Genomic DNA, 18,400 nt, shown 5'->3' with positions numbered 1-18,400 from the left:
CTATCCGTCCAACTGCGACAGCAGCGCTAGCATCACGTCGGCCGAAGGCATGGGCAGCACTGCCTCGATTTCCGCCGGTCGCACACCGGCAATGGTGTCGCTGCCGGCCGCGACCGTGCCGAGCGGCCCACGGAAACCGTGCTTCGACCAGGCGAGCTCCTGCAGCTTCGGACTGGTCAGTGCTTCCAGCAACCTGTCGACGGTCGGGTCTATGGTGATCAGCGGGTGCGCCGAATAGACCGTCGGGCGCGGGTAGAGGATTTCAGGCTTGGCGCCGGCGCCGGCCTGCACGCGTTGCCAGCGGGCCGGGTCGGCAAGCGCCCATTCCACCAGCTGGTTCTCATAACCCACCACCATCGGCTCGGCGCCAAGACCGCCGGCAATGTACTGGTCGAACAGTTTTCCCGACGATGAGGATTTCAACCCCATGCTACGGAAGATCGCCTTGGCCTGATCGCCATGCTGGGCAAGCAGCTCCTGCGTCGCCACGTCGCCGCTCATCAGGCTCAGCACCAGGCCGGCGAACATGAAGCCCGAATTCGAACGGTTGGGATCGGTGGAGACGGTCCGGGTGCGGCCATAGAGCTCGGCGATGCCCAGATCCGACCAGTTCTTGCCGGCAAGGATGGCCTCGAGCAGCGCCTTGAGGTCGAGCTGGTTGTAACCGCCCTTGGCGGCGACCGTGACCAGCCCGCTCTTTTTCAGTCCCTCGACCACCGGTCCCCAGGTGTAGACTACGATCGGTGAATTGAGCACGACCTGGTCGTTGCGGATCGCCACGCCGCTTTCACGCGCCAGATCGACCATGATCGACGAGGACGGCCACAGGAACTGCGGCTTCTGCGACAACAATACCTGTTCGCGGACCATCTCGACAGAGCCCGCGACACGCGCGTCGAGCTCCAGCCCATATCCGCCGAGCGCATGGACGACATCCGGATCGGCGAGGAAGGCCTGCTTCTCGCCGCCGATGAAGCCGAACAGATGTGCCCGGTTGCCGAGATAGCCGCGAAATTCCGGCCGGTCTTTCAGCGTCAGATAGCCGCCGGTGCCGGCCGCGGCGGCACCCAGCAGTCCCAGTCCGAAAGCGCGGCGTGAAATGGCCATCAGCGACCGATATCCTCTTTGAGCGATTCCTGAATGAGTCGCAGGTCAACGTCGAGCGTGCCGAGTTCGCTGTCGGCGAGGCTGTCGGCATAATGGACGAAGGCATCCTGCAGCTTGGCGATGACAGCACCGACATTCGCAAGCCGCGCCTGGCTTGGCGCCCGCCGGTTCGCCAGCGTCGCGTAGCCCTCCGCCACCTCCGCCGCCTGCGGCACATAATAGGTAAGGAAGCGCCGCACCGAAGGCGCGGTCTCCGGTTTTTGTTCGACCTTGGAAATCACGTCGGCGGCAATGTCGGACAGGTTCTTCACCTTGGCCTTCATGTCCCTGTCCGCAATCGAACCGGCAGCTGCCGTGAGCCGGTCTGCGGCCGGCTGCGCCTGCGCCAGGAGTTCGCGGGCAAACGCAACGCGGCTGCCGCTGATCGAGCTGAGATCGAGCCCTTCGAACAGCTGACGCGGCGCCAGCACGAACACCAGCCCGGCGAAGACCAGCGCTGAGATCACCGCCGAGACCAGGAACGGGAACTGGGTGAGGGCGCTCAGACCGATCAGCAGCGCGGCGGAAACCAGGCCCGCCACAATCCAGTTCCAATCATTGCCAAAGCCGCGCATGTCCTGCCTTAATTGTAGCCGCGAGCGGCGCGGAAGGCGCCTGCCAGATCTCCGCTGCCATTGAAGACGCGCGCCGATGTCGCCTTGGCGAGGCTGTCGAGCTGGCTCTTGTCGGCGTCGCCGAAAGTGATGCCGAACACCGGCACGCGCACCGGCGCCTGATGCCATTGCTCGAGGAAGCGGTCGGCGCTACCATCGGTGCGGCCGTCGGTCATGATGACGATCGCCGGTAGGTATTTCGCAAGCTCGGCGGTTGCGGTGATCTTCTGCAGCGCCTGTTCGGCACAGGCATACATGTCCGTGCCGCCGCCGGCATGCTGCTCCGCGACATCGCCGAGCAACTGGCTCTGCCCGGCCGGGTCGCCGCTCGCCTCGAAAACGGTGCGCACCGTGCCGTCGAAGGGCAGCACGAAGATGCGGTCCGCGGGCGTCCATTGCGCCAGGACCTCGCTCGCCTTCTCCGGTGTGAACAGGAACTGTGCGGCCGCTTGGAGCTGCTTCTCGCCTTCGTTCTCCATCGAGCCGGAGAAGTCGAAACAGAGCGCCGTCAGCGACGGCTTGCGCAAGGCCTGCTGGTAAAGATCCAGCGCCTTACGGATCACCGCCGGCTCCGGCATGCGGATCGAGGTCACCAGCTTGCCCGGATCGAAATTCCAGTTCGGTTCAGCCGCGGCCTGGATCGCCGAGCCGCCAAGCGGCAGCCGCCGGCCGGTGTCGGCGATGCGTTTGCGCACCGCGTCCGATTGCAGGTAGGCGAGCAGATCGGTGAAGAATTTTTCGACATCCGGGCCGTGGCCATGGTCGATGAAGCCGAGCGGCGAATCGCCGACGGCGACCCCGTCGGCCGGATAGATCGCATAGAGCGGCTCGTCGCCCATCTGCTTTAACTTATCGTTGGCCTCCTTGAGCGTCGCTTCGTAGTTCCACATCGCGTCATAGATCGTGCCCTGACGCGCGGACTCGACATAGAGGTCGGCGAGCCAGCCGGACGATCCGGAAGACCTCTCGACGCCCTGCAGCAGGGCGCTGACCGTGTCGTGCACGGCCGGATTGTCGAGATCGCCGGGCTCGATCACCTGCTTGCCGCCAAGCGCGCTGGACAGCATGGCGAGATAGGCGCTGGCGCCCGAATTCGACTGCGTGGCCGAGGTCATCAGGAATTTCAGCTTGCCATCCTTCACCGCGGCGAGGATGTCCTTCATGAACACTTGCTTGCCGACCCAACCGAGTTCGGCGGCCCTGGATTTGCGCACGCCCAAAATGACCGGCATCTGCGCGATCGAGGTCAGGTTGCGCACCTTGCGGCCGGAATCGAACAGGTCGACCCAGACGCTCGATGCCGGCCACACCGCGTCCTGCTCTAGGCCATCAGGCTTTTGCAGGCCGAGCCCGATGTCGAGCGACCCCTGGTAGGAGATGGTGCAGGTCGCACCCTGCTTGGCGCAGAACTCCTGCACGATCGGCTCCAGCACCGTGTTTTCGGAGCCGGAGACGATCGAGAATTTCACATTGCTGGAATTGCAGGCGGCCAGCAGCAGGGAGACCGCAAGGACGAGAACCGACGTCAGCGTCTTCGGCATCAAGCCTCCGTCAGCCCTGGGTGAGCGCTTTCTTGAGATCGGCGGTCATCTGGTCCATCTGCTTCTCGGCGTCGGCCCGTTTTTGCCGGCCCTCCTGCTGGACCTTGAGCACGCCTTGCACGGTGTCGATGAGATCGCGGTTGGCCTGCGTCAGCGTTTCGACGTCGACGATGCCGCGCTGCGCCTGCTCCTCGATCGAGATCGCCTGATCCTTCATCATCTTCGATGTCTGGCGGATCATCTCGTTGGTGGCGTCCGTCACCGTCTTCTGCAGCTCGAGCGCCGATTTCTGGTTGGTCAGGCCAAGCAGGATGACCATTTTCTGCTTCCAGGCGGGCACGGTCAGCGCCGAAGTCGCCTGCAGATTCTCGATCAGCGTCTCATCACCGGACTGGACGATGCGGATCTGCGGCAGCTGCTGAATGCCGAGCTGGCGCGCCTGGACGAGGTAGAAAACCCGCTTTTCCAGCCGGTCGAGCGCTTGCACCGCGTCCTGATAGCCTTGCGCCTCCAATGTGCCGCCCGCGTCGCTGCCCTTGGCGTCGGCCGCCGCCTTCAGCTTGGGCAGTTCGTTGGCGCGGTAGTCGTCGACGAATTTTTTGCCGGCCTGCACATAGGCATCGAGCTTGAGGATGGAGTCCTTCGTCTGCTCGTGCAGGTCGTCGAGCACCGCGATGTCGCGCCGCAGCGTGTCCTTGTGGCGGTCGAGTTCCAGGCCGATGCGGTCGATCTGTCCAGCAACGTCCTCGTATTTTTCCTTGAAGCGCTCCAGCCGCGCCTTGAACGACGAAAACAGATTGCTGAGGAAACCCTGGTCTTTCAGCGAGGCCGGATCGAGGTTCTTGGCCTTCATGATGATGTCGGTCAGGAGGTCGCCGGTGTCGCCGAGATCGCGGTTGCGGATCTGCGACAGGATCCTGTCGGCATAGTCGCTGACGGATTGCTGGGCGCGGTCTCCAAAGACCGAAATCGCGGCGCGATCGCGCACATCGATACTGTCCTCGATCCTGGCGATTTCGGCTGGATTGGCAGCGATGACGGGCAATTGCGAAGTGTCGTCGAGCAGAGTGATGCTGTTCTTGTCGGCCATGCAGACCTCCCCCTCAGTGAACAGTATCTCGATAGACAGTCTGTAACAGAGATATGTCGCCGCTGTGGAGAAAGGAAGCCCCAGGCCATTTTCGGGGATAATTCCGGGTAAATAGCGCCACCTTTCAGCCTACGTGCGCCACGGCAGCCGGCCCCGCCAGCCATTGCCCGACGATCGCGGCGTCGGGATCACCGATTTCGTGGCCCGATGGGATGATCCGGGCCTCGATCTCGCTACCGTGGCGGCTGAGCAGCGTCACCAGCGCCGGCGCGAAGGGTCCGTAGGTTTCGTCCGCGGCCCCCGCGATGATCAGTGCGCGGGTTCCCTTCAGGTCCGTCGCCGGCGTTTGGTCGAGCACGGGCATTGGCCTCAGCAGCGCCGCCCTGTGCACGATACCCGGATGGAGCAGCATCAGGCTGGAAATCAGGTTGGCGCCATTCGAGTAGCCGAGGAAGGTCGCGTGATCGAGGTCGAGCCCATGGCGCTTGGCGGCCTGGCTTGCGAATGCCGCGAAGGCAGCTGTTTCCGCAAGAATACTCTTCTGTTCGAAACGCGTCGGGGTTATCCGCTCGAACCAGCGAAAACCGTCCTCCTGGGGGATACGGCCACGTGCCGCGACCAGCACGGCGCCGGGCGCGATCCGTCTTGCCAGCGGCACCAGGGTGGTCTCGTCGACGCCCGATCCATGCAGCAGGAAAAGGCATTCACAGCCGTCCCTGCCTTCCCCCAGGAGACGATAGGGAAAGGCCAGATCCATCCCTAGCGGGCTGTTTTCGACGCTGTCGCCAGTCATCCCGCATCCTCTTGATTATATGACGTCTCGCTCAATTTGCCGGCTTCAAAACGCAATATTTTCATGCTCCGCGAAAGTTGATTGAACCAGGCGCATTCCAGCCCGTTTCAGCGCCGATATACTCCCGTTGGGAGGAATCGAAGCGGTGCGCCGGGGGTCGCATTGCTGGACATGAACAACCAGCTTTGAGGCCTTTTGTCGATGACTACCCCTGTTTCGCCCGAACGCGACACGCGTATCGATGTACTGCGCGCGCTGGCGCTGCTCACCATTTTCATCGATCATGTGCCAGGCACGGCTTTCGAGACCCTGACCTACAAGAATTTCGGCTTCTCGGACGCGGCAGAGGGATTCGTGCTGATTTCGGGCATCTCGGTCGCGCTCGCCTATGGCACGAAGTTCCGGCCGGGCGGCCGGCTTCTCGCGACATTGAAGATGTGGCGGCGGGCTGGCGTGCTCTATAGCGCCCACATCGTCACGACGATGATGGTGATGGCCCTGTTCTGCGCCGTGGCGGTGCTTGCCGGGCGGCCGGAACTGCTGAAGATGATCAATATCGAGCCGCTGATGAAGAACACGCCGGAAGTGCTGGTCGGCATCGTCACGCTTGGCCACCAGCTCGGCTACAACAACATCCTGCCGGTCTATGCCGCGCTGCTTTTGATGGCACCGGCCTTCGTCCTGTTCATCAGCTACAGGCCCGCCGTGGCACTTGCCGTGTCCGGTGCGCTGTGGCTCGTCGCCGGCATCTGGCAGATCGCCCCGCCCAACTATCCCGAGCCCGGCTTCTGGTTCCTGAACCCTCTGTCCTGGCAGTTCCTGTTCAACATCGGCGTGGCCGCCATGCTGCATGTCAGGCGCGGCGGTGTCATTCCGGTCAACCGCTGGCTGGTCGGCGCTGCCGCCGCCTATGTGCTGGCGGCACTGGTATGGGTGCACAGCCCGCTCTGGGGGCACATAACGTGGTTTAACCTGCCCGTGGTGATCGGCGGCTTCGACAAGACGTTCCTGTCGCTGCCGCGACTGCTGCACATCCTGGCGGTCAGCTATCTGATCGTCGTCTTGCCGGCGCTTTCCAGCCTGTTCCGCACCAGCCCTGACCATCCGTTGGCGATATTGGGCAAACGCTCGCTGCCGGTCTTCATCGCCGGCACGGTGATCGCCATGGTCGCGCAGGTGATGAAACTGGTCAATCCGGGCGGGCTTGCCTATGACAGCCTGTTGCTATCAGCCGGCATCGCCATGCAGTTCGCGCTCGCCTTCTATCTCGAATGGCTGTCGACCATCGGCGGCGCCGGCAAGGTCCGCATGACGCAAAAGGATGTCACGCCGGTGCGTGCGCCTTTCGGTATCTCCGCCGTGGCAAGGGCCAATCGCTGAGGGGAATGCGGTTCAGCCGCGCGGCGGAGCCGACGAGCCTCGCACGATCAGTTCGACCGGCAGTTGCTGCCGGCTGACCGGCCCGTCGCTCTCCAGGATCGCCCTGACGGCAAGGCGGCCCATCTCGGCAATCGGCTGGGCGATGGTGGTCAAGGGCGGCTCGGACACCGATGCTTCCGGAACACCATCGAACCCAACGACGGAAACATCGTCGGGGACGTTGAGCCCGCGCGCGCTCAGCCATTCGAGCGTCACCAAGGCTATCCTGTCCGACATCGCCAGGATGGCTGTCGGCGGGTGGTCGGAGGCGAAGATGGTTTCGAGCCCCGCCTTCGTGCTCGCCGCATCGTTGCTGGTCTCGTAGACGGGCACTTTGGACGCGTCGACGCCAACGCGGGAAAGCTCCTGGAGATAGCCGGTGAGCCGGTCGCGCGTCCCCGCATAAGTCGCGGCTCGAACCTGCCCGGGTGAAACAAGACCTGTTCTGCCGTCAGCGAAAGGCAGCGCCAGAACCGCGAAGCGGCGATGTCCGAGATCGGTGAGATGGCGCGCCGCCATGCTGGCGCCGGCGATGTTGTCGACACCGATCGCCGCGACGGACCCATCCTCGGAATCCAGGTCGAGCGCCACAAAGGGCAGTTTGCGCTCACGCGCCAATTCCACCAGGCGCGAACCGCCTTCGATGCAGAAGACGATGAAGCCGTCGACCAGGGCGCTCTGGATGTTCCAGGCAAGCTGTTCGTTGTTGGCGGCCGAGACCAGGGAGATGCCGGCTCCGGTCGCATCGCAAGCCTGCGAGATGCCCGCCATCATGACGCGCGCAAAGGGATCGTCGAAGAAATAGGAGAGGGGCTCGGCGGTGGCCACGCCAATGGCGTTTACCTTGCCGGCCCGCAGCAGCCGACCCTTTGGATCAGGCCCGCCGTAGCCCATCGCTTCGGCTGCTGCCCGAACCCGTTCGCGGACTTCTTCGCGCACGATCTCGGGGCGGCTGAAAACATTGGATGCGGTGCCGTGCGAAACGCCGGCCGCTTTGGCGATGTCGGCCAGCCGGACGGGTCTTCGGTTGCCTGCGGTGAGTGACGCCATTGTGCGTGCCTCCTGACATGCATTTAGCACGTTCCGGATTTGCAGCCAGTACTTTCGTTGGATCGATTCAAATTTCCCCTTGACTCAGCAAGGATTGCAAGTTTATGTTTGAATCGATCCAATCAAAGCGGATTCGCTTCTGTTTGATGGCTTGAGTGGAGCGTTATGGCTCCCATCGGCTACCTGTTCGAAGACGTCTATCGCAACGATTGAAGCATCGGATCGACCGGCCACAATCCAGGCGCCGGGCTAGAACCGGCCTATGGATTCGCGACCTTCGCTTCCTGGTGGAGCGCAGGCGGAGCTGATCGGTTCAGCTTTCTGCGCCCATTGATTGGATCGATCCAATTCAATTCAAAGGGAGAAAAGCTATGCATCCCATCAAGCATCTGTTCGAAGACATTTACCGCAACTATTGGGGCATCGCGCCGGCCGCGGAACGGCCGGAGGCGCAACGCCGGACAAAGCCCGCAACGCGCAGTCGCGAGGTGGTGGCCCGCCACGAACGTCGTCGGGACTGAGCCTTTCCTGGTTCCCTAAGGACGTGGGCGCGTCAGGGCAGAAATTGCTATCCCCAGCCAGCCTGCGATGAGCAGTGTGCCGCCGATCGGCGCCGACATCGGAAACAGTCTCGATCCGAGGAAATCGCGGGCGAGGAGATCGCCGGCGAAAAGCAGGAGCCCGGCAAGCAGGGCGAAGCTGGCGATCCGCAGAAAGCGATTCGCGCCGATGAGGCCGATGGCCAGGAACACCGGCGCGTGCATCAAAAGGAATGACGCGGCCGTGCCGGTGAAGGCGCCGCCGCGATGCGCGGCCGCTGCCGACAGCGCCACGCCCGCCGCGCCGACGAGACCGCCGGCAAACACAAGCATCCGGCTGCCGTTCGGATCGGCGAAGGTCATGTCGAGGCTCCTTCTTGCGGCGGGCCAGGCCCGTCTCAGGGCTCGCCCGCCTCCAGCACCATATGCCGTGTCCGCCGCGACTGGACAATCCAGTTGTAGACGGCACCGCCGGCCATCAGCACCGATGTTCCGAGAAACACCGCCCGCATGCCGAAGTGACCGCCCACGAAGCCACCGGATAGCGGCCCCGCGACCTGGCCGACATATTGTGCCGAAATCGCCAGGCCAAGCACGTTGCCGCCCACGCCATCGGGGATGTTGTGGCGAATGACGCTGGTGATGCAGGGCAGCAGGCCGCCGAGCGCCAAGCCCATCAGAAAACGCAGACCGATCAATTGCCAGCCATCGGTGACGAAGGCCTGCGGGATGAGCAGCAGGGCCGAGGCGGCCAACGCCCCAACAACGACATTCCAGTGGCCGACACGGTCGGCAAGCTTGCCGAGCCATGACGCCGACAGGATCGTCCCAAGGGCCGCCGCCGACATCACCACGCCGGCGACCATCGTCACATGGCTCTGATCCTCGATGAGCTGCTGGACATAGACAGTGATGATCGGCTCGATCGACATGTTGGCGAAGGCGAGCAGCATGCCGGTCGCCAGCATGGCCACCACCGGGCGTTTGTCCGGGATCTGCGACCAGCCGCTTTTCGGCTTTGTGCCCGACGCCGGCTTGGCGGGCTTCGGGCGCGGGTTCTCCTTGATCAGGAAGGTCGTCGCCAGGAAAGCAAGGAAGATAACGCCGCCGGACAACAGGAAGGTGGCGCGGATGCCGATCACCGGCGGCAGCGCGCCGCCGAGCAGGGGGCCGACCAGCGAGCCGGCGGTGATCCCGGCCGACAGGACGCCCAGCGCCCAGCCGGAGCGGTCCTTGGGTGTCTGCATGGCCACCAGAATGGTCGAACCGGAGGAATAGCCGCCGGCAAAGCCGATCAGCAGGCGCAGCAACACCAATTGCCAGACCGTCTCGACCATACCCGTCAATGACATGCAGATCGCCATGCCGAAGCTGGCGCGCACCAGCACCACCTTGCGGCCATAGCGGTCGCCCAGCCGGCCCCACAACGGCGCGACAAGGGCGGCGGCGAAAAAGGTGGCGCCATAGGCGATGCCGGACCACTGCACGATCGCCACATGGCCCTGTGCGCCGAGCTGTTCGACGTAAAGCGGCAGGAAGGGCAAAAGCAGCGTCATGGCGATGAGCGTGCTGAACGAGCCCGCGAAACAGACGGCAAGATTGCGCCGCCAGTGGATGCTGTAACCGCTTTGTTGAGCGTCTTCCTGTGTCATGCCCTGCCTGCTCGGTGTCAGCACTTGTTGCGGATACCACTTTGGGATACCAAATCGGTATCCGTCATGAACTCCGACCCGGCCGCTGTCAATGCGGCTTCAGAAAAGGCAGCGCGATGTCGCAAATGCAGAATGTCGAACGACAGTTGCGCGAAATGATCCTGGGGCTCGAAATCGGTCCCGGCGAGAAATTGACCGAGCGATGGGTCGAAGGCCGCTTCGGCGCCTCGCGCACGCCGGTCAGGGCAGCACTGCTGCGGCTGGAGACCGAGGGTCTTGTCGGCAGGGACGGGCGCGGCTGGACGGTCTCGCCTATCAACCTGGCCGAGCTTGAGCAGATCGCGGTCTATCGCGAAGCGGTCGAGGTCGCGGCCCTGAGGTTGACATGCGCGTACGACGAAAGGAGCGCCATCGACGTCATCGAGGCGATGCTCGATTCCTGCGACGAAAACACTTCGCGCGAGGAATGGCACCGTGTCGGCATGGATTTTCACATCGAGCTGGCGCGGCTGTCGGGCAACGAATTCCTGTTCAGGGCGGTGCGCGATGCCATGACGCGCCTGTCGCGTGCTCGCTGGCTGGAGGTGCGCGACGAAGCAGCCCTTGGCCGCGCCTGGGCCGAACATCGCGCCATTCTGGCGGCAACACGGCTTGGCGACGCCGATGAAGCGGCGCGCCGGCTTTCAGCCCACATCATCGGCAGCCGCGACCGGCTGGTAGCGTCGCTTGCCAACGATCGGCGCGGTCTTCGCGCCAGGGGATTTGCAGTCGTCGCCGCTTAGCGGCCTGACCGGCAGGGCACTCGCCGGGCAAAAAGCGGTGTCCGGACGCGGAGTGCACTTTCGGCCTCGCTTCATGGGCGCCGATGGCGTAAGAGCGGCGATGGAAAACAACCGATTTGAAACGCCGGTGACCGTCAAGTCCGTCACCGCAGGAAGCACTCAGCTCTTGCGTTCGGCGAGGGAGGCTTCCGATTACCTCCTCAACAGCTGGCCCGGCAAGCGCAGTCCCAAGCATCGCGCGGCACTTCAGGCCTGCCACGACGCGCTGGCCGGCGACAAGCCGGCCATGAATGCCCGGCGCGCCTTCATCGCCGCGGCGCGTGAAGTGGATGTATTCATCAGCGACAAGGCGCCCGCCTGACGCGGCGCGACATGCGTTAAGACGGAGCCGGCAATCGCGGGCCTGTTGCCGTCATTCCCCTGTTTCGGCTTCGACTTTGGCCTCGGGCTTCGACCGCTCCCGCGCGGCAACCTTGGCCGCCAGCTTCTCGGCCTTTTTGGCCGCTTTCTGCCGGTCGCGTTCCTTGCGTTCCTGATCGTAGTTCGGTGCTCGCGCCATATCGGCTCCCTTTGACCTGCCTTGCGGCTCTGAACCTGCCTAGGAGCATTAGCCGTCAAACACAACAGCTGAAACGACAGTGCGTGGGTGCTGACGTCGAAGATATGCCGGGGCTTTGCCAGATGGGCGCCACAATGATGTAGGAAACGCCAGGGCGCCAGCGTCTTGAGAGCTGCCCGTTTGATCAAGTGAACCATGGCCACAATTGCGCGGACGTCGGCAAAGGTCTTCTTTTATGCGCGAAACGTTGCGCGCGATGCCGTTCCGCAAGCATTGTTCAGACGCAGGTTGGGCATTCGCCTGGAAAAGGCGAGGCTTTCCGATGAGGCGGCGCGCCGGCGGTTGAACTACTACAACAAGCTGCAGGATGGTTTCACGCCAAGCGCGAATGCGGTGCGCGTCGGCAAGCTGCCCTTCACGCCGACCATGTACTATTACGACCTGAAGGAATTTGCCCGCTACTTCGATCCCGGATTGCTCATCGACCTGGAGTTCGGCGACGTCAGGAATGTGCCGAAGGTGCCGTCGATCGTGAAGGACCGGCCGATCCGTGATGATGACAAGAACGCGGTCATCATGAAGCTCGACAAGTTTCGTCACTTCCAGATGCCGGCCGACGCCATTTCGTTTACCGACAAGCTGCCTGCGGTGGTCTGGCGCGGCGATCTCAACAATCCGATCAGGACAAGATTTCTGAAGGCTGTGTGCGAGCTGTCGTTCTGCGATGCCGGCTCGCACAAGCCGAACGCTCCGGCCGAATACGCCAAGCCCTTTCTCAGCATCAGCCAGCAGCAGCGTTATCGCTACATCGTCTCGCTCGAAGGCAATGACGTGGCGACTAATCTCAAATGGATCATGAACTCGAAGTCGCTCTGCCTGATGCCGCCGCCGACCTATGAAACGTGGTTCGCGGAACGGCTGCTCGAGCCCAATGTCCATTATGTACCGCTTGAAGCGGATTTCTCGAACCTGGCCGAACATGTGGCCTATTTCGAACGGCACCCGGCGAAGGCCGAGCGCATCATTGCGGCCGCGAACGCCTATTGCCGGATATTCGACAACGAACAGACGGAGCAGGCGATCTCGCTGCTGGTGCTCTACAAATATTTCGTGCTCAGCGGCCAGATCAAGCCCGATGCCGAGGTCTGGCGTTACATAACGGGCTAGTCGCCGGCGACATTGGCGTCGACGCCATTGGTCTCGCGTTTGGATGACACCGGGTTGCGAAATGCCTGGCACAATGACGTGTGAGCATGGCGCGGGAACTATCTCGGGCTGCCGGGTGTTTTGGTCGCGTTTGTCCTGATATCAACGTGGTACGATGGCCACCATAAAACGAACGACGCAGAAGGTTTTCTACTATGCGCGAAACGTCATGCGCGATATCGCCCCCCAGGTCCTCTTCCGACGACGGCTGGCGGCCCGCCTGGAGCAGGCCAGGCTCTCGGATGAGGCCGTGCACCGGCGGTTGAATGACTACAACAAACTGCAGGGCACCTTTATGCCAAGCCCGGATGCGGTGCGCATCGACAAGATGCCGTTTGAGCCGAGCATGTACTATTACGACCTGAAGGAGTTCGCCCGTTATTTCGATCGGGCATTGCTCCTCGACCTGGAGTTTGGCGACGTCAGGCATGTGCCGAAGGTGCCGACACTCGTCAAGGATCGGCCGATCCGCGCCGACAACAGCAACGCGGTCATCCTGAAGTTCAACAAGTTCCGCCACTTTTACATGCCGGACGACGCGGTCGCCTTTGCCGACAAGCTGCCGGTCGTGATCTGGCGCGGCGATCTCAACAATCCGATCAGGACACGGTTTCTGGACGCAGCGCGCGACCTGCCTTTCTGCGACGTGGGTTCGCACAAGCGAAGTGCTCCGGCCGAATACAGCAAGCCCTTTCTCAGCATCAGCCAGCATCTGCGCTACCGCTACATCGTCTCGCTCGAGGGCAATGACGTGGCGACCAACCTCAAATGGATCATGAATTCGAACTCGCTCTGCCTGATGCCGCCGCCGACCTACGAGACATGGTTCGCGGAGAGCCAACTCGAAGCCAATGTCCACTATGTGCCACTCGATCCGGATTTCGCCGATCTCGGCGAAAAGGTGCGCTATTTCGAAGCGCACCCGGCGGCGGCGGAGCGCATCATCGCCGCAGCCAACGCCTATTGCCGCAAATTTTCCAATGAGCGAGACGAGCAGGCGATCTCCCTGCTCGTGCTCTACAAATATTTCGTGCTCAGCGGTCAGATCGAACCCGACCCCGAACTCTGGCGGTTCATCGAAGGTTAGGCGTCACGCGCCTTCGGTCAGCCGCAGTGGCTGCAATCACGCCTGGGTTGCAATAAAACCGTCATTGCCGGCCTATATTGAAGTCGGCTCAGGTGTTTCCATCAAGGCCGCTGGGCCAGCAATGGGAACACCGTCCGGAACCGACAGGGTTTGCAAGCGGAGCAGCTGACATGACCGAGCTAAAACAGAATTCTCCCGCCAAGGACTGGCTCGAAGCCGAGCTCGCCGACACGCTCGACGAAGATTATGAACTCGAAATGTCGGAGCCGGCGCTGTCGATGGAGATCGCCAAGATCTACAAGAACTCGCATCCGCCTTCGATCGATCGCATGCAGTATTTTCGCGACCTGATCACCCTGCAGTCCGAATTGATCAAACTCCAGTCCTGGGTCGCCTATCACAAGAAGAAGCTGGTGGTGATTTTCGAGGGCCGTGACTCCGCCGGCAAGGGCGGCGTCATCAAGCGCATCACCCAGCGGCTCAATCCGCGCATCTGCCGCGTCGTGGCATTGCCGGCGCCGACCGAGCGCGAGAAGTCGCAATGGTATTTCCAGCGCTATGTCCCGCACCTGCCGGCAGGCGGCGAGATCGTACTGTTCGATCGCTCCTGGTACAACCGTTCCGGCGTCGAACGGGTGATGGGCTTTGCTTCGCACGAGCAGGTCGAGGAGTTCTTCCACGACGTGCCGGAGTTCGAGCGCATGCTGGTGCGCTCGGGCATCACCGTGGTCAAATACTGGTTCTCGATCACCGATGAGGAACAGCAGATGCGCTTCCTGATGCGCATCCACGATCCGATGAAGCAGTGGAAGCTGTCGCCCATGGATCTCCAGTCGCGTGTGCGCTGGGAGCAATACACCAAGGCCAAGGAAGAAACCTTCGCCCGCACCAACATTCCCGAAGCGCCCTGGTTCATCGTCGAGGGCAACGACAAGAAGCGCGCGCGGCTCAACTGCATCGATCATCTTTTGAAGCAGATGCCGTATGAAGATGTGCCGCACGAGGAGATCACACTGCCCGAGCGCGTGTTCAACCCGGAATACGAGCGCCAGGTTCTGCCGCGAGAACTTTACGTGCCGGAGAAATATTGAGGCGCATTTCCGTCTCTCCCCGTATAGTGACGGAGAGAAAGAGGCTTGCACCTGCGGGTTTCGCCAATGACCGGAGTTGCGGCTATGCCCGTTTAATGACCACATGCATGGCGTGCGGCGAAGCGACCTGTTCGCTGCATTGATAGCCGAGTTTCGGCATGTCGAGGCCGGCCAGAAGGTTTTCGCCTGCGCCGATCAGCACGGGCGAGATCGCCAGATGCATCTCGTCGATAAGTTTCTGCTCCAGATATTGCCTGATTGTCGCGACGCCGCCACCGACCCGCACATCCTCTCCATCAGCCGCGGCCTTCGCTTGCTCAAGCGCCGAATGAATACCCTCGGTGACGAAGTAAAAGGTCGTGCCGCCTTCCATGACGACGGGCTCACGCGCATGGTGGGTCAGCACGAAGACCGGCACGTGATAGGGCGGGTTGTCGCCCCACCAGCCCTTCCAGCTCTCGTCCTTCCAAGGGCCGCGGATGGGTCCGAACATGTTGCGGCCCAAGATCCAGGCGCCGACATTTTCGAAGCTGCGCGCGGCGAAATCCTCGTCGACGCCGGTGGCGCCGCCTTCCTCGCCGAACATCTTGCGGAAGGTCCGCGTGGTGAACGCCCATTTGTGCAGCGATTTTCCGCCGACACCGAGCGGATTCTCCAAGTCCTGGCTGAGACCGGCCCCAAAGCCGTCGAGCGATAGGGAGAATGCATTGACACGCAGCTTGGAGATGAAATCTCCTCGATAATCAGTTGTGTTATGCAAGCAGTTTTTTGTAGCAAACCGATTGCAAATTGCAAGTGGTATCTTCGAGATGCGAATAATGCGTGTCCGGACCCGCGGTCAAGCGATGTCCGGACTTGCCTCGTGACGATTAATGATGGCAAGCCGCCGCCGACGGTTGCCACACCAACTCATTCGCTGACGAGCTCCATGAAGCGGATGTGGTTGCTGAACGGGTCGATGACCTCCACCGTCAGCCGCCCGTCCTCGTCTTCCAAGCCGGGTTTCATATAGCGGTAATCCTTGCCCGCAAGCTCCTCATGGAAGTCGCGGACGCCCTTCATGTAGACAACCATGTTGCCGCCCGGCGTCGCGTCGCCGGCGTGTTCGGACAGGTGCAGGACGAGATTGCCACGCGACACCTGAGTGTACAGTGGGAAATGGTCGCCGTAGCGGTGTTCCCAGTCCACGGTGAAACCGAGGAAGCCGAGGTAGAATTCGTGCGCCTTCGCGACGTCGAAGATGCGCACGATTGGCGCCGTCCGTTCGAAGATGATCGTCTCCTGCCTCGCGAGCGGCGCTTCGATCTTTGCCGACAGGATATTCCAGTTCGCCAGTCCGAACTGGCGCGCGACGATTTCCAGGGCCTCGCTGTGGCTGATCGTCAGGTCGTGGTCGGCAAGCGCGTCCCGCATGGCTTTCGCCATGGTCATGGCATCGCGATAGGCAAGCATGTCCGTTTCCTCGGGTCACGGCGAAGTCTTCGTCAGTGCCCGCATTGCCCAACGCCTTCGCCCGACGGTGAAACGGGTCAGGAAGCATCCTCTGGAGGCGTTCGCCATGCCTCTTGGCGAGCTGCGGGCTGCCGGCCGCCTCCGGCCGTGTCGGCATCATAGCCGCAACTGGTCCACTTTGTCAGCGGGAATTCGCCAGAGATGCCAGCCGGCTCCGAAGCGATGCCGTCATGGCAAGACCTGGAAGGTCGCGGTGCGGTGGCTGAGGGGCGAAGTTACCCCTTCAGCATCACGGCCACTTCGGGCGCGAAATAGGTCAGGATGCCGTCGCAGCCTGCACGCTTGAAGGCGAGCAGCGATTCCAGCATCGCCTTCTCGCCATCGATCCAGCCATTGGCGCCCGCTGCCTTGATCATCGAATATTCGCCCGAGACCTGGTAGGCGAAGGTCGGCATCTGGAATTCGTCCTTCAGCCGGCGGATGATGTCGAGATAGGGCAGGCCGGGCTTGACCATCAGCATGTCGGCGCCCTCGGCGAGGTCCTGCTCGGCCTCGCGTACCGCCTCGTCCGAATTGGCGTGGTCGATATAGTAGGTCTTCTTGTCGCCCTTGAGCAGGCCGGCGGTGCCGACCGCCTCGCGATAAGGGCCATAGAAGGCCGACGCGAACTTGGTCGCGTAGGACATGATCGCCACGTCCTGAAAGCCGTTGGCGTCTAGCGCGTCGCGGATGGCACCGATGCGGCCATCCATCATGTCGGATGGCGCGATGATATCGGCGCCCGCCGCCGCCTGGATGACGGCCGCCGCCGCGACCTGTTCCACCGTTTCGTCGTTGACGATGATGCCGTCGCGCAGGATGCCGTCATGGCCGTGGCTGGTGAACGGATCGAGCGCGGCGTCGGTGATGATGCCGATCTCGGGCACTGCGCTCTTTATGGCGCGGGTGGCGCGGTTGATGATGTTTTCCGGGTCGAGGATATGCGAGCCGGTCTGGTCGCGCAGGCCCAGCTCGACATTGGGGAAAGTGGCGAGTGCCGGTATGCCGAGCTTGGCCGCGCGTTCGGCCTCCTTGACGGCGAGATCGACCGACAGGCGGAAGACGCCTGGCATGGCGGCGATCGGCTCGCGCACATTACTGCCCCCGACGACGAAGATCGGCCAGATCAGGTCGTCGACTGAAAGCCGGTTCTCCTGCACGAGCCGGCGCGACCAGTCGGCCTTGCGCATGCGGCGCAGGCGGCGGCTGCCGGTGACGTCGTCGACGCTGCGCGCGCCGGCTGGCTTTGTCGGGGTGAATTTGTTCATTGCCAAAACTCCGGATAGCCGGCTTTTACCACGAGCGCTTGGCCCTGACCAATGCGACACGTTTGTGCCAGCTTTTCGTTTCTCCGTTCGCGGAGAAAGTGCCGGCGCTCAGATAAGGGCGCGGATCCCTCAAGGCTGCCCGTTTCCGGACAGAATCTGCGCCGCACCGCTGATGGCCACACGAAACGCCTCGTCGAAGCTGACGCCACGTACCTGCCAACGATAGGTCTTGCCGTGATCGGCCAGTCGCCAATCGGCGATCCAGCCGAGCTCTTTGTCGCTCCATACCATGCTGCCGGCGAGCGCTTGGGTGCCGCCGGTCTGTTTGGCCAGTCGGTCCAGCCTTGCCATATCGGCGGAGCCCAGCGCTGTTTCGTCCAGGCCGGCAAGCTGCGCAGCCTTCGGAAACACGACATGCATCAGCATCGGACCGGCGGCATCGGCGAAGGATTCGCGCATCGTCTCGCCACGCTTTTCCCCGGCGCTCAGCACGAAATGCCGAGCGCCCTGTTCGGTGGCGAGAAAGACGGTGAGTGTCGGCCGCTCACCAAGCCAGGGTTTGCTGCCAAGCGACGCCAGCACCTTGTCGAGGATATCAGGCTTGTAGAGACAGGTGAGATCGTGTGGCCGGTCATGCGTGCCTTGCTCGTCATGGATCGGAATGCCTTGCAGCCGGTCGCGGTAGCGGAAGGAATCGACGAAGCTGCCAGCCTTGTTGCGCAGATCCGCCATTTCTGGTTTTTTCAGCAGCCGCTGATCGCCTGAAACCCTGACTAGAACCCGATCCAGGCAGTCTCTGAAGCCTATCTGGCGGTTCGCTTCGCCCTGGCCGGTGACGATGGTCTTCGACTGGTAGAGTTCGTCGGCCGTGACGGCGTATGCGGCGCGCGGTACAAGGCCTGCGATCACAAGTCCGATCGTGAAAAGCGCGGTACGAAGAAATCCGGACATGCCCAACTGTCCCCCGATCCCGTCTGCGCGCTTGATATCGGCGCGTCGCTTTGAATGGCGGCGATCTTCGTAGCATCGGCTGCCGCCAGCCGCCAAGACCGCGGCGAAGAGGCTGCTGCCA

20 protein-coding genes are annotated in these 18,400 nt (G+C 62.5%); 7 read left to right on the top strand and 13 right to left on the bottom strand.

Annotated features, from left to right (window positions below; translation table 11 throughout):
- From FJ938_RS08255 to FJ938_RS08235, 5 genes are all read right to left on the bottom strand, one after another.
- Entirely contained in the window at nucleotides 1-1,107 is a 1,107-nt protein-coding gene (locus tag FJ938_RS08255; RefSeq protein WP_140692724.1) for a substrate-binding domain-containing protein, read from the bottom strand.
- Nucleotides 1,107-1,721 (bottom strand): 5-bromo-4-chloroindolyl phosphate hydrolysis family protein, encoded by a 615-nt coding sequence (locus FJ938_RS08250; protein WP_140692721.1) that lies wholly within the window; start codon nucleotides 1,719-1,721, stop codon nucleotides 1,107-1,109. The genes FJ938_RS08255 and FJ938_RS08250 overlap by 1 nt, the downstream gene beginning before the upstream one ends.
- An 8-nt stretch (nucleotides 1,722-1,729) precedes the next feature.
- Nucleotides 1,730-3,301 (bottom strand): substrate-binding domain-containing protein, encoded by a 1,572-nt coding sequence (locus FJ938_RS08245; protein WP_140692719.1) that lies wholly within the window; start codon nucleotides 3,299-3,301, stop codon nucleotides 1,730-1,732.
- A gap of 10 nt (nucleotides 3,302-3,311) precedes the next feature.
- Nucleotides 3,312-4,391, bottom strand: coding sequence for a toxic anion resistance protein (locus FJ938_RS08240; RefSeq protein WP_140692716.1), 1,080 nt, complete (start codon nucleotides 4,389-4,391; stop codon nucleotides 3,312-3,314).
- 124 nt (nucleotides 4,392-4,515) lie between these two features.
- Nucleotides 4,516-5,184, bottom strand: a complete 669-nt coding sequence (locus tag FJ938_RS08235) for an alpha/beta hydrolase (RefSeq protein WP_140692714.1) — start codon at nucleotides 5,182-5,184, stop codon at nucleotides 4,516-4,518.
- A 201-nt stretch (nucleotides 5,185-5,385) separates the two neighbouring features.
- On the opposite strand from FJ938_RS08235, the gene FJ938_RS08230 reads away from it, so the two are divergent.
- Entirely contained in the window at nucleotides 5,386-6,564 is a 1,179-nt protein-coding gene (locus FJ938_RS08230) for an OpgC family protein (protein ID WP_140692711.1), read from the top strand.
- A 12-nt stretch (nucleotides 6,565-6,576) separates the two neighbouring features.
- Here FJ938_RS08230 and FJ938_RS08225 read toward each other — a convergent pair whose 3' ends face one another.
- Complete coding sequence (locus tag FJ938_RS08225) at nucleotides 6,577-7,653, bottom strand: substrate-binding domain-containing protein (protein WP_140692709.1); 1,077 nt, start codon at nucleotides 7,651-7,653, stop codon at nucleotides 6,577-6,579.
- A gap of 371 nt (nucleotides 7,654-8,024) precedes the next feature.
- On the opposite strand from FJ938_RS08225, the gene FJ938_RS29355 reads away from it, so the two are divergent.
- Complete coding sequence (locus FJ938_RS29355; RefSeq protein ID WP_181165594.1) at nucleotides 8,025-8,174, top strand: hypothetical protein; 150 nt, start codon at nucleotides 8,025-8,027, stop codon at nucleotides 8,172-8,174.
- A gap of 15 nt (nucleotides 8,175-8,189) precedes the next feature.
- Here the strand turns inward: FJ938_RS29355 and FJ938_RS08220 are convergent, their stop codons facing one another.
- Entirely contained in the window at nucleotides 8,190-8,555 is a 366-nt protein-coding gene (locus FJ938_RS08220) for a DUF423 domain-containing protein (RefSeq protein WP_140692706.1), read from the bottom strand.
- A 35-nt stretch (nucleotides 8,556-8,590) separates the two neighbouring features.
- Entirely contained in the window at nucleotides 8,591-9,844 is a 1,254-nt protein-coding gene (locus FJ938_RS08215; RefSeq protein ID WP_140692704.1) for a multidrug efflux MFS transporter, read from the bottom strand.
- 116 nt (nucleotides 9,845-9,960) lie between these two features.
- Here FJ938_RS08215 and FJ938_RS08210 point away from each other — a divergent pair, with 116 nt between their 5' ends.
- Nucleotides 9,961-10,626, top strand: a complete 666-nt coding sequence (locus tag FJ938_RS08210) for a GntR family transcriptional regulator (protein WP_140692702.1) — start codon at nucleotides 9,961-9,963, stop codon at nucleotides 10,624-10,626.
- A gap of 100 nt (nucleotides 10,627-10,726) precedes the next feature.
- The gene (locus FJ938_RS08205; protein ID WP_140610007.1) at nucleotides 10,727-10,987 is read left to right on the top strand and encodes a DUF982 domain-containing protein; all 261 of its coding nucleotides are present in this window, start codon (nucleotides 10,727-10,729) and stop codon (nucleotides 10,985-10,987) included.
- Between the two features lie 51 nt (nucleotides 10,988-11,038).
- On the opposite strand, the gene FJ938_RS08200 is transcribed toward FJ938_RS08205, so the two are convergent.
- A complete protein-coding gene (locus tag FJ938_RS08200) occupies nucleotides 11,039-11,185 on the bottom strand; it encodes a hypothetical protein (RefSeq protein ID WP_140692699.1) in 147 nt (48 codons plus the stop codon).
- A 195-nt stretch (nucleotides 11,186-11,380) separates the two neighbouring features.
- On the opposite strand from FJ938_RS08200, the gene FJ938_RS08195 reads away from it, so the two are divergent.
- From FJ938_RS08195 to ppk2, 3 genes are all read left to right on the top strand, one after another.
- On the top strand, nucleotides 11,381-12,352 hold the full coding sequence (locus tag FJ938_RS08195) for a glycosyl transferase family 90 (protein WP_140692696.1): 972 nt from the start codon (nucleotides 11,381-11,383) through the stop codon (nucleotides 12,350-12,352).
- A gap of 154 nt (nucleotides 12,353-12,506) precedes the next feature.
- Nucleotides 12,507-13,478, top strand: coding sequence for a glycosyl transferase family 90 (locus tag FJ938_RS08190; protein WP_140609979.1), 972 nt, complete (start codon nucleotides 12,507-12,509; stop codon nucleotides 13,476-13,478).
- A gap of 170 nt (nucleotides 13,479-13,648) precedes the next feature.
- Complete coding sequence (ppk2, locus tag FJ938_RS08185; RefSeq protein ID WP_140609980.1) at nucleotides 13,649-14,569, top strand: polyphosphate kinase 2; 921 nt, start codon at nucleotides 13,649-13,651, stop codon at nucleotides 14,567-14,569.
- 82 nt (nucleotides 14,570-14,651) lie between these two features.
- Here ppk2 and FJ938_RS08180 read toward each other — a convergent pair whose 3' ends face one another.
- From FJ938_RS08180 to FJ938_RS08165, 4 genes are all read right to left on the bottom strand, one after another.
- Nucleotides 14,652-15,296 (bottom strand): dihydrofolate reductase family protein, encoded by a 645-nt coding sequence (locus FJ938_RS08180; RefSeq protein WP_140692809.1) that lies wholly within the window; start codon nucleotides 15,294-15,296, stop codon nucleotides 14,652-14,654.
- 182 nt (nucleotides 15,297-15,478) lie between these two features.
- A complete protein-coding gene (locus FJ938_RS08175; protein WP_140692694.1) occupies nucleotides 15,479-16,021 on the bottom strand; it encodes a glyoxalase superfamily protein in 543 nt (180 codons plus the stop codon).
- 275 nt (nucleotides 16,022-16,296) lie between these two features.
- Nucleotides 16,297-17,328: a porphobilinogen synthase gene (gene hemB / locus FJ938_RS08170; protein WP_140692691.1), complete on the bottom strand. Its 1,032-nt coding sequence runs from the start codon at nucleotides 17,326-17,328 to the stop codon at nucleotides 16,297-16,299.
- 129 nt (nucleotides 17,329-17,457) lie between these two features.
- On the bottom strand, nucleotides 17,458-18,279 hold the full coding sequence (locus FJ938_RS08165; protein ID WP_140609984.1) for a DUF2066 domain-containing protein: 822 nt from the start codon (nucleotides 18,277-18,279) through the stop codon (nucleotides 17,458-17,460).
- Nucleotides 18,280-18,400 lie beyond the last annotated feature (121 nt).

The organism is Mesorhizobium sp. B2-4-14, assembly GCF_006442155.1.
Classification (GTDB): domain Bacteria; phylum Pseudomonadota; class Alphaproteobacteria; order Rhizobiales; family Rhizobiaceae; genus Mesorhizobium.
Note: the sequence above shows the minus strand (reverse complement) of the source record. Positions and strands in the feature narration are given on the sequence as shown.

Bases quoted from the DNA above. Each gene is read 5' to 3' on its own strand.
- FJ938_RS08195 (WP_140692696.1), top strand. From the start codon at position 11,381: ATGGCCACAATTGCGCGGACGTCGGCAAAGGTCTTCTTTTATGCGCGA.
- hemB (WP_140692691.1), bottom strand. From the start codon at position 17,328: ATGAACAAATTCACCCCGACAAAGCCAGCCGGCGCGCGCAGCGTCGAC.
- ppk2 (WP_140609980.1), top strand. From the start codon at position 13,649: ATGACCGAGCTAAAACAGAATTCTCCCGCCAAGGACTGGCTCGAAGCC.
- FJ938_RS08190 (WP_140609979.1), top strand. From the start codon at position 12,507: ATGGCCACCATAAAACGAACGACGCAGAAGGTTTTCTACTATGCGCGA.
- FJ938_RS08245 (WP_140692719.1), bottom strand. From the start codon at position 3,301: ATGCCGAAGACGCTGACGTCGGTTCTCGTCCTTGCGGTCTCCCTGCTG.
- FJ938_RS29355 (WP_181165594.1), top strand. From the start codon at position 8,025: ATGCATCCCATCAAGCATCTGTTCGAAGACATTTACCGCAACTATTGG.
- FJ938_RS08210 (WP_140692702.1), top strand. From the start codon at position 9,961: ATGTCGCAAATGCAGAATGTCGAACGACAGTTGCGCGAAATGATCCTG.
- FJ938_RS08220 (WP_140692706.1), bottom strand. From the start codon at position 8,555: ATGACCTTCGCCGATCCGAACGGCAGCCGGATGCTTGTGTTTGCCGGC.
- FJ938_RS08175 (WP_140692694.1), bottom strand. From the start codon at position 16,021: ATGCTTGCCTATCGCGATGCCATGACCATGGCGAAAGCCATGCGGGAC.
- FJ938_RS08235 (WP_140692714.1), bottom strand. From the start codon at position 5,184: ATGACTGGCGACAGCGTCGAAAACAGCCCGCTAGGGATGGATCTGGCC.
- FJ938_RS08250 (WP_140692721.1), bottom strand. From the start codon at position 1,721: ATGCGCGGCTTTGGCAATGATTGGAACTGGATTGTGGCGGGCCTGGTT.
- FJ938_RS08225 (WP_140692709.1), bottom strand. From the start codon at position 7,653: ATGGCGTCACTCACCGCAGGCAACCGAAGACCCGTCCGGCTGGCCGAC.
- FJ938_RS08165 (WP_140609984.1), bottom strand. From the start codon at position 18,279: ATGTCCGGATTTCTTCGTACCGCGCTTTTCACGATCGGACTTGTGATC.
- FJ938_RS08255 (WP_140692724.1), bottom strand. From the start codon at position 1,107: ATGGCCATTTCACGCCGCGCTTTCGGACTGGGACTGCTGGGTGCCGCC.
- FJ938_RS08200 (WP_140692699.1), bottom strand. From the start codon at position 11,185: ATGGCGCGAGCACCGAACTACGATCAGGAACGCAAGGAACGCGACCGG.
- FJ938_RS08240 (WP_140692716.1), bottom strand. From the start codon at position 4,391: ATGGCCGACAAGAACAGCATCACTCTGCTCGACGACACTTCGCAATTG.
- FJ938_RS08205 (WP_140610007.1), top strand. From the start codon at position 10,727: ATGGAAAACAACCGATTTGAAACGCCGGTGACCGTCAAGTCCGTCACC.
- FJ938_RS08230 (WP_140692711.1), top strand. From the start codon at position 5,386: ATGACTACCCCTGTTTCGCCCGAACGCGACACGCGTATCGATGTACTG.
- FJ938_RS08215 (WP_140692704.1), bottom strand. From the start codon at position 9,844: ATGACACAGGAAGACGCTCAACAAAGCGGTTACAGCATCCACTGGCGG.